This is a genomic window from Trueperaceae bacterium (assembly GCA_036381035.1).
In the GTDB taxonomy this organism is placed as follows: domain Bacteria; phylum Deinococcota; class Deinococci; order Deinococcales; family Trueperaceae; genus DASRWD01.
In genome coordinates this window covers 1-7,040 of record DASVDQ010000049.1, presented here as the reverse complement: position 1 = coordinate 7,040, position 7,040 = coordinate 1, and the positions used below count along the sequence as shown (strand labels likewise).

8 protein-coding genes are annotated in these 7,040 nt (G+C 71.7%); 6 read left to right on the top strand and 2 right to left on the bottom strand.

Going from position 1 to position 7,040, the window contains the following annotated elements:
- Positions 1 to 140: 140 nt before the first annotated feature.
- Positions 141 to 491: a hypothetical protein gene (locus tag VF202_06805; protein HEX7039798.1), complete on the bottom strand. Its 351-nt coding sequence runs from the start codon at positions 489 to 491 to the stop codon at positions 141 to 143.
- A gap of 189 nt (positions 492 to 680) precedes the next feature.
- Between VF202_06805 and VF202_06800 the strand changes: the two genes are divergently transcribed.
- From VF202_06800 to VF202_06775, 6 genes are all read left to right on the top strand, one after another.
- Positions 681 to 1,646, top strand: a complete 966-nt coding sequence (locus tag VF202_06800) for an ABC transporter substrate-binding protein (GenBank protein HEX7039797.1) — start codon at positions 681 to 683, stop codon at positions 1,644 to 1,646.
- A 7-nt stretch (positions 1,647 to 1,653) separates the two neighbouring features.
- Positions 1,654 to 2,667: a sucrase ferredoxin gene (locus VF202_06795; protein ID HEX7039796.1), complete on the top strand. Its 1,014-nt coding sequence runs from the start codon at positions 1,654 to 1,656 to the stop codon at positions 2,665 to 2,667.
- On the top strand, positions 2,664 to 3,686 hold the full coding sequence (locus VF202_06790; protein ID HEX7039795.1) for an iron ABC transporter permease: 1,023 nt from the start codon (positions 2,664 to 2,666) through the stop codon (positions 3,684 to 3,686). The genes VF202_06795 and VF202_06790 overlap by 4 nt, the downstream gene beginning before the upstream one ends.
- 59 nt (positions 3,687 to 3,745) lie before the next feature.
- Positions 3,746 to 4,738 carry an iron ABC transporter permease gene (locus tag VF202_06785; protein ID HEX7039794.1) on the top strand — a complete coding sequence of 331 codons (993 nt, stop codon included), beginning with the start codon at positions 3,746 to 3,748 and terminating at the stop codon, positions 4,736 to 4,738.
- A gap of 2 nt (positions 4,739 to 4,740) precedes the next feature.
- A complete protein-coding gene (locus tag VF202_06780) occupies positions 4,741 to 5,547 on the top strand; it encodes an ABC transporter ATP-binding protein (GenBank protein HEX7039793.1) in 807 nt (268 codons plus the stop codon).
- 307 nt (positions 5,548 to 5,854) lie between these two features.
- The gene (locus VF202_06775) at positions 5,855 to 6,235 is read left to right on the top strand and encodes a hypothetical protein (protein ID HEX7039792.1); all 381 of its coding nucleotides are present in this window, start codon (positions 5,855 to 5,857) and stop codon (positions 6,233 to 6,235) included.
- 173 nt (positions 6,236 to 6,408) lie between these two features.
- Here the strand turns inward: VF202_06775 and VF202_06770 are convergent, their stop codons facing one another.
- Complete coding sequence (locus VF202_06770) at positions 6,409 to 6,750, bottom strand: hypothetical protein (protein ID HEX7039791.1); 342 nt, start codon at positions 6,748 to 6,750, stop codon at positions 6,409 to 6,411.
- Positions 6,751 to 7,040: the final 290 nt, after the last annotated feature.

Sequence of the window (7,040 nt, the reverse complement as noted above, 5' to 3'; positions counted from 1 at the left end):
CGTCGACGCGGGCTTGGTGCGCGCCGCACGACGCGGCCGCTGGGTCTACTACGAGCTCGAGCCCAACGCGCTGCGCGAGGTAGCGGCGGCGCTGGAAGAGCTGGCCGCGGCGGCCGAGGCGGTCCCCGCGGACGCTATGGCTAGCGCGTCGCCGCGATGAAGGGGGCGGTGTCGAAGGCCGACCGGCAACTGACCACCTTCCCGTCCCCGAGCGTCCACACCGCCATGTGCGGTGACGAAGGGTCCTTGCCGGTGCGGTAGTTCGCGACCGTGACCGACCCCAGGACGACGCTCTCGCCGGCATCGCGGTGCTCCCCGGGGGCGCACAGCGCGTAGGCCTGCCTGACGACATCCGGGTCGCTCGACACCGCGTCTCCCAGTTCACCCGGCTCGGCGAGCGCGTCGCCCGGCACCGGCGCGCGGCAGCACGCGACGTGAGCGCCCTGCCGCGCCCGGCGCTCGCACACGAGCGCCGCGGTGACCCTCGGCAAGCCTCTCGACCGCCGTCCGGAGCCCGATCACAGGGCCGCAGCGCCACCTGCCGGCGCCCCTTGACGACCGTGGGCTCGCCGCGTCATGTTTAGGCCCTGCGAATCCCTAGTGAGTTACTAGGGATTGATCCCGCCCTAGGCCCCGACGCCCCAGACCTTGCGCCCGGACCACGCTCAGAGGAGACCTCGATGAACCTCGCCGCCTACTCACGCCGCGCTCTGCTGCTCCTCCTGGCCCTCGCTCCCCTACCGCTCTTGTCGGTCGCCGCGGCCCAGCCCGGCTGCGACGGGCGCCTGATCGAGCATGAGCTGGGCACGACCTGCGTGCCCGAGAACCCGGAGCGCATCGTCACGCTCGAGTACTCCTACGCCGACCACCTGGCGCGGCTCGGCGTGACGCCGGTCGGCATCGCCAGGGAGGCCAACATCCCGGCCTACCTTGAGCCCTACGTCGGCGACGTGCCGGGGGTGGGCACGCGGGCCGAGCCCAACCTCGAGGCCATCGTCGCCCTGCAGCCCGACCTGATCGTCGCCGACCTGCGCCGGCACGAGGCGATCTACGACCAGCTGTCGGCGATCGCGCCCACGCTGGTGTTCAACTCGCTGCGCGGCTCCTACGAGGACCAGCTCGAGGCCTTCGAGAGGCTCGGCGAGGCGCTCGGCCTGACCGAGGAGGCCACGCGGGCCCTCGAGGAGCACAGGGCCGCGTTCGCCGAGGTCCAGGCAGCCGTCGTGCCCGACGCCCCCACGACCCTCATAGGCGTCCTGTCCCCCGGCCTCTTCACCGCGCACTCCAGCCGGAGCTTCATGGGCTCGTTCCTCGCGAGCCTGGGGGTGCCGGCCGCGGTCGAGCCGCGGGAGGGCGAGACGCAGTTCAGCCTCAGCCTCGAAGGCGTCGCCGCCGCCCAGCCGCAGGCGCTCGTGCTGCTGTGCAACCCGGCGGACAGCACCCCGCTCGACGAGTGGGCCGACAACCCCGTGTGGAACGCGCTCGATGCCGTGAGCAGCGGCCGGGTCTACGTCTTCAACCGCGACCTGTGGAGCAAGGGCCGGGGGCTCATCGCGTTCGACATGATCCTCGACGACCTGGCCGGCAGCGGGCTGCTGGCCGGCGAGCCGTCGAGCACGCCGCAGACCTGTCAAGGCGCCGGCTAGGGGTCAGATGCGGGCGGCGCCCCCGACGGTCCAGCTCTGCAGCCTGTTCGCGCAGGACAGCGGCATCGACCCCATCGGCTACGCCGGGACCCTCGACGCCTTCCTGGCGGTCGAGGTGCCCCTGCCCTGGCCGCGCGGCCTGTTCCGGTACGGCGACAAGCTGCCGCGGGAGGTCCGCGAGGCGACCGACTGGTTCGCGCGCGAGGCGCCCTACCGGCTGCGGCTCATGGCGATCGCCCCCGACGTCGAGTACTGCGTGCCCGGCAGGCGCCGCGTGGTGTGGTACTCGCGCCCCGACGGCGCCTTCGCCGACTTCGACCGCCACGAGTACCTGGTGCGGGAAGAGGAAGTCGGCGAGCTCGTGGCCGACCTCGTCCGCCGTCGCGGCGCCGCCCCGCGCCATGCACCCGTCGAGGCGCCGACGCCCGCCCGCGACCTGCTCGTCTGCACGCACGGCAGCGAGGACGCCGCCTGCGGGCTCTTCGGGGTGCCCGTCTACCAGCGGCTGCGGGCGTGGGCCGCGGGCGAGGCCCGGGTCTGGCGCGTGAGCCACTTCGGCGGCCACCTCTTCGCCCCCACGGTCCTAGAGCTGCCCTCGGGCCGTTCGTGGGCGCACCTGGGCCACGACAGCGCGCGACTGCTGCTCGAGCGCAGCGCGTCGCCCGAGGAGCTGCGCGCGCACTACCGCGGCTGGGCGGCGCTGGAAGGGCCGTTCCTCCAGGCGCTCGAGCGGGAGCTGCTCGTGCGCCACGGCTGGTCCTGGCTGGCCTTGCCCAAGCGCGGGTGCGTGCTGGAGCGCGACCCCGCCGACCAGCCCCTGTGGGAGCGGGTGCGCATCGAGGCGCGGGGGCCGACCGGAGCGTTCGCCTACGAGGCGGTGGTCGAGCTGCACGGCTGGAAGCGCCTGAGGCCCCGCTCCGACGGCACGGAGGTGCGCGACTACGCGCAGTACCGGGTGGGCGCCATCCGGGCGTACCCGGCTGCCGCGGAGGGGGCGGCGCCACCGGTGGGTGCGGCATGACCGGCGGGGCCGTGAGGACCGCCCGGGTCAGGACGACGCGCGCGGTCGGCCTCGTCCTGGCCGCAGGCGTCGTCACCTGTCTGCTGGCGGTGAGCCTGGGCGTGGGCAGCCTGCGGATACCCATCGCGGACGTCGTCACCGGGCTCATCGCGCCGTCGGGCGAGCTGAACGACCTCATTCTCCAGACCGTGCGGCTGCCCCGCACGCTCGCCGGGCTGCTCGTGGGCGCCTCGCTGGCCGTGGCCGGGGCGATCATGCAGGCCCTGACGCGCAACCCGCTGGCCTCTCCCGGCATCCTCGGCGTGAACGCCGGCGCGGCCCTCGCGGTGGTCGCCGCCGTCCTGGTGCTCGGCGACCCGCCGCTGGCGACCTACGCCCTGTTCGCGCTGGCCGGGGCCGGACTGGCCGGCGCGCTGGTCTACGGCCTGGCGTCCGCCGCCGGCGCCGGCGGGAGCTCGCCGCTGAGGCTGGCCCTGGCCGGCGCCGTGCTGGCGGCCTTCCTGGGCGCGCTCACGACCGCGCTTCTCCTCCTCGACCAGAACACCCTCGACCAGGTGCGCTTCTGGACCGCGGGCTCGCTGGCCGGACGCGACTGGGAGCTGCTGGGCCTCACGGCCCCCTACATGCTCCTCGGCCTGGCCCTGAGCCTCCCGCTGGCCCGTCAGCTCACCACGCTCTCCCTCGGCGAGGACGTCGCCAGGGGCCTGGGACAGGGCTCGGCGGGCGTGAAGCTGGCGGCGGCAGCCTCCGTCGTCCTGCTGGCCGGGGGCGCCGTCGCGCTGGCCGGTCCCGTAGGCTTCGTCGGCCTGGTGGCGCCGCACCTGGCCCGCTTCCTCGTCGGCGTCGACTACCGCTGGGTCCTGCCCTACTCGGCGCTGCTCGGCGCGGCGCTCGTCACGGTCGGCGACATCGGGGCCAGGCTGGCCGTGCGGCCCCAGGAGATCCCCGTCGGCGTGCTGATGGCCGTGATCGGCGCGCCGTTCTTCGTCTACCTGGCCAGGACCCGGGTGCACCGGTGAGCGCCGGCCGGACGCCACGGACCTGGCTGGTCGTTCGCGCCGGCGGGTTCTCGCTGAGGATGCCGCGCCGGACGCTGCCGGTGGCCGCCGCCCTCCTCGTGCTCGTGCTGCTCGCGGCCTGGGTGAGCACCACGCAGGGCGAGTACCGCGTAGCTCCGCTCGACGTCGCGCGCGCCGCCCTCGGCCTGGAGACGAGCGACCCGAACGACGTCCTCGTCGTGCGGAGCTTCCGCCTGCCCCGGATCGCGCTGGCCACGCTCGTCGGCGCGTCGCTGGCGATGTCCGGCGCGATCCTCCAGGGGCTGACCCGCAACGGCCTCGCCGAACCCGGCGTGCTCGGCGTCAGCCAGGGCGCCGGGCTCGCCGCGGTCGCGCTACTCACGCTCGCCCCCGACGCCCCGGCCGCGCTCCTGCCCTGGGTCGCGCTCCTCGGCGGCTCGCTCACGGCGGCGCTGGTCTACCTGCTGGCCTGGAAGGGCGGCACCTCGCCGGTGAGGCTGATCCTCGTGGGCATCGGGGTCTCAGCCGTGGCGAGCGCCCTCACCACCTACCTGACCGTGCTCGGCGACGTGACCGACGTCCAGCGGGCGCTGCTGTGGCTCACGGGCAGCGTCTACGGACGCGACTGGGAGCACGTCCGCTCGCTGGGCGTGTGGCTCCTGGTGCTGGCTCCGGCGGCGCTGCTCGGCTCGCGCGCCCTCAACGCGCTGGCGCTGGGAGAGCAGGCGGCCAAGGCCCTCGGCCAGCGGGTGGACCTCGCCCGCGCCGCACTGGTGACCGTCGCCGTCGCGCTCGCCTGCGGCGCGGTGGCGGTCGCCGGCGCTATCGCCTTCGTGGGCCTCGTGGCCCCGCACGCCGCCCGCCGCCTCGTAGGACCCGCCCACGAGGCGCTGCTGCCCGTGAGCGCCCTGCTCGGCGCCCTACTGCTGGTCGTCGCCGACCTGATCGGGAGGACCGCGATCGCCCCCAGCCAGCTGCCGGTAGGCATCGTCACGGCGGTCGTGGGGGCGCCGTACCTGATATACCTCCTCTTGCGCGAACGGAGATCCTAGGCATGCCCGAGCTCGCCGTCGACAACCTGACGCTCGCCTACGACCGCACCGAGGTCGTCCGGGACCTCGCGATGTCGATACCCAGCGGCAAGGTCACCGCCTTGATCGGTCCCAACGGCTGCGGCAAGTCGACCCTGCTGCGCGGCATGGCGAGGCTGATGGCCCCCAAGGCCGGCACGGTGCTCCTCGACGGCAAGGCGATCGCGAGGCTGCCCAGCAAGGAGGTGGCGCGCCAGCTCGGCGTGCTGCCGCAGGGACCCACCGCCCCCGAGGGGATGACGGTGCGTGAGCTCGTCTCGCAAGGGCGCTACCCGCACCAGAGCCTGCTCAGGCAGTGGTCGCAGAGCGACGAGGAGGCGGTCGCCCGGGCGCTGGAGACCACCAACCTGGTCGACCTGGCGGACAGGCCGCTCGACACGCTCTCGGGCGGGCAGAGGCAGCGGGCGTGGATCGCGATGACGCTGGCCCAGGAGACGCCGGTGCTGCTCCTCGACGAGCCCACCACCTTCCTCGACATGGCGCACCAGGTCGAGATCCTCTCGCTGCTCGACCAGCTCAACGAGCGCGAGGGACGCACCATCGTGATGGTGCTCCACGACATCAACCAGGCCTGCCGCTACGCCCACCACCTCGTGGCCATGAAGGACGGCGCGGTCGTGGCGCAGGGCGACCCTCACGAGATCGTCGACCACGGGCTGGTCTGTGAGGTCTTCGGCATCGAGTGCAGCGTGGTCAGGGACCCGGTCAGCGGCACCCCGCTGTGCCTGCCGCAGAGCTGTCCGCTGCGCCTGATGCGCGCGGAGGCGTAGGGCGGTTCGCGGCGGCCTGGCCTTCTGCAAGTGCTGCGCCACACCAAGCGCCTACCCATAGTTCTCATGGCCGAAATGGTCCAGCGCGAGGATCGCGTCCCGAAGCTTCCGATATGAAGGAAAGGCTACTAGCCGTGCTGCAATCTTGTCGCGATACCTGGCTCGATGACCCATTCCTGACCGTCGTGCTGCATCCATGAGCCGGAACTTGCATCTCGCAGTGCCACGTTCTCGTCTGGGCTCACCGTTACCAGGACGGCAAGTGCAGCGGGAAATGAGAGTAGCATGAGCCCCCTAAGGGGGGAACATGCGACACAGCATCGTGGTCGTGGCGCTCATCTTGGCGCTGACAGCCTGCAATCAAAGCCCGTTCACACCACCGCTCGACCCGACCGGCTCATGGTCGGGATCATGGACAGGCCCGGTAGCCGACACGAACCTCTACGCCTCCTTCACGCGCACCAGTAGCGGGTGGCAAGGAATCTTCAGTTCCAACAACGTCGATATCGTGGCCATCTGTAGCAACCCCGATGACGAAGGGCCGAGCTACCTCTACTGCGGAGCGTGGAGCAGCGTCGACGTCATAGTTTGGGAAGGCGACGTCATCGGCCCCACGTGGAGCGGCGTGTGGACATACATCGGCAGCTCCATGAACGCGGGAGGCACCTTCGCGCTGCATCGGCGCTAGGCGCGTGCCCGCCCGACATTTCACCACGACTCGATCGGGCCGGACTCCTCAACGTTGAGTGCGTCCGCCTTCCGACATCTCGCATCCAGAATGGCGGCAGGCTCGCGTAGCAGCGGCGAGAGGAGGCGCCGGTCAGCATCGCCGGCGCCCCATCGGTGTAGCTCGAGACTAGCTCACGCAGCCTCACTTCCCGGGAGGGTCGGGGGCACCTCGTAGGAGCGGCGCTCTGCTGTGACTTCGATGTGAAGGCCGCTCCACGAGGAGTCCAGGTAGTGGAAGAGGGTCTCCAACTGGCTTCGTGTGAGATCCTCGAACTCGTACTCGATCTCAACGCGGATGCTGCCGACGTCGGGATGGCCGAGCAAGTGCCGCAGGTGTCGAAGTAGCATGACCGCCACCATAGGGTCATCGAGCGCGTTCTCCACGACAACGTCGTAGGCAACGCGTTGCGGCTCGAGGCCGGCCACCTGAGCCGATGACGTCTCCACCATCAGCTTTCGGGCTTCGTCCAGCATCTCGTGCCGGACCCTCGTCTACGTGAAGGCCCACTGGGGGATGTTGCTCATGGCACTACCCCTCGTCCGTCGCGGCGGGATTCTCGAACTGAGCGAGACCGCGGCGGATCACGTGGTCTATAGGCCACTCGGTGCCTCTCGGGATGTGGGGGCGCACCTTGGCGATGACTGACAGTCAGACGCGCGACCAGGACGTGACGACCCAAGCAAGTTGCGGGCCCGCGCCGCCGCAATTCTCTTACGTGTGCGAGGTCACGTTCCTGCCGCTTACCGATGGGTCCAAGCGACAG

What these genes read in the sequence shown, in the direction of transcription:
- VF202_06800 (HEX7039797.1), top strand. Translation starts at nt 681, where the DNA reads ATGAACCTCGCCGCCTACTCACGCCGCGCTCTGCTGCTCCTCCTGGCC.
- VF202_06795 (HEX7039796.1), top strand. Translation starts at nt 1,654, where the DNA reads ATGCGGGCGGCGCCCCCGACGGTCCAGCTCTGCAGCCTGTTCGCGCAG.
- VF202_06790 (HEX7039795.1), top strand. Translation starts at nt 2,664, where the DNA reads ATGACCGGCGGGGCCGTGAGGACCGCCCGGGTCAGGACGACGCGCGCG.
- VF202_06785 (HEX7039794.1), top strand. Translation starts at nt 3,746, where the DNA reads ATGCCGCGCCGGACGCTGCCGGTGGCCGCCGCCCTCCTCGTGCTCGTG.
- VF202_06780 (HEX7039793.1), top strand. Translation starts at nt 4,741, where the DNA reads ATGCCCGAGCTCGCCGTCGACAACCTGACGCTCGCCTACGACCGCACC.
- VF202_06775 (HEX7039792.1), top strand. Translation starts at nt 5,855, where the DNA reads ATGCGACACAGCATCGTGGTCGTGGCGCTCATCTTGGCGCTGACAGCC.
- VF202_06770 (HEX7039791.1), bottom strand. Translation starts at nt 6,750, where the DNA reads ATGCTGGACGAAGCCCGAAAGCTGATGGTGGAGACGTCATCGGCTCAG.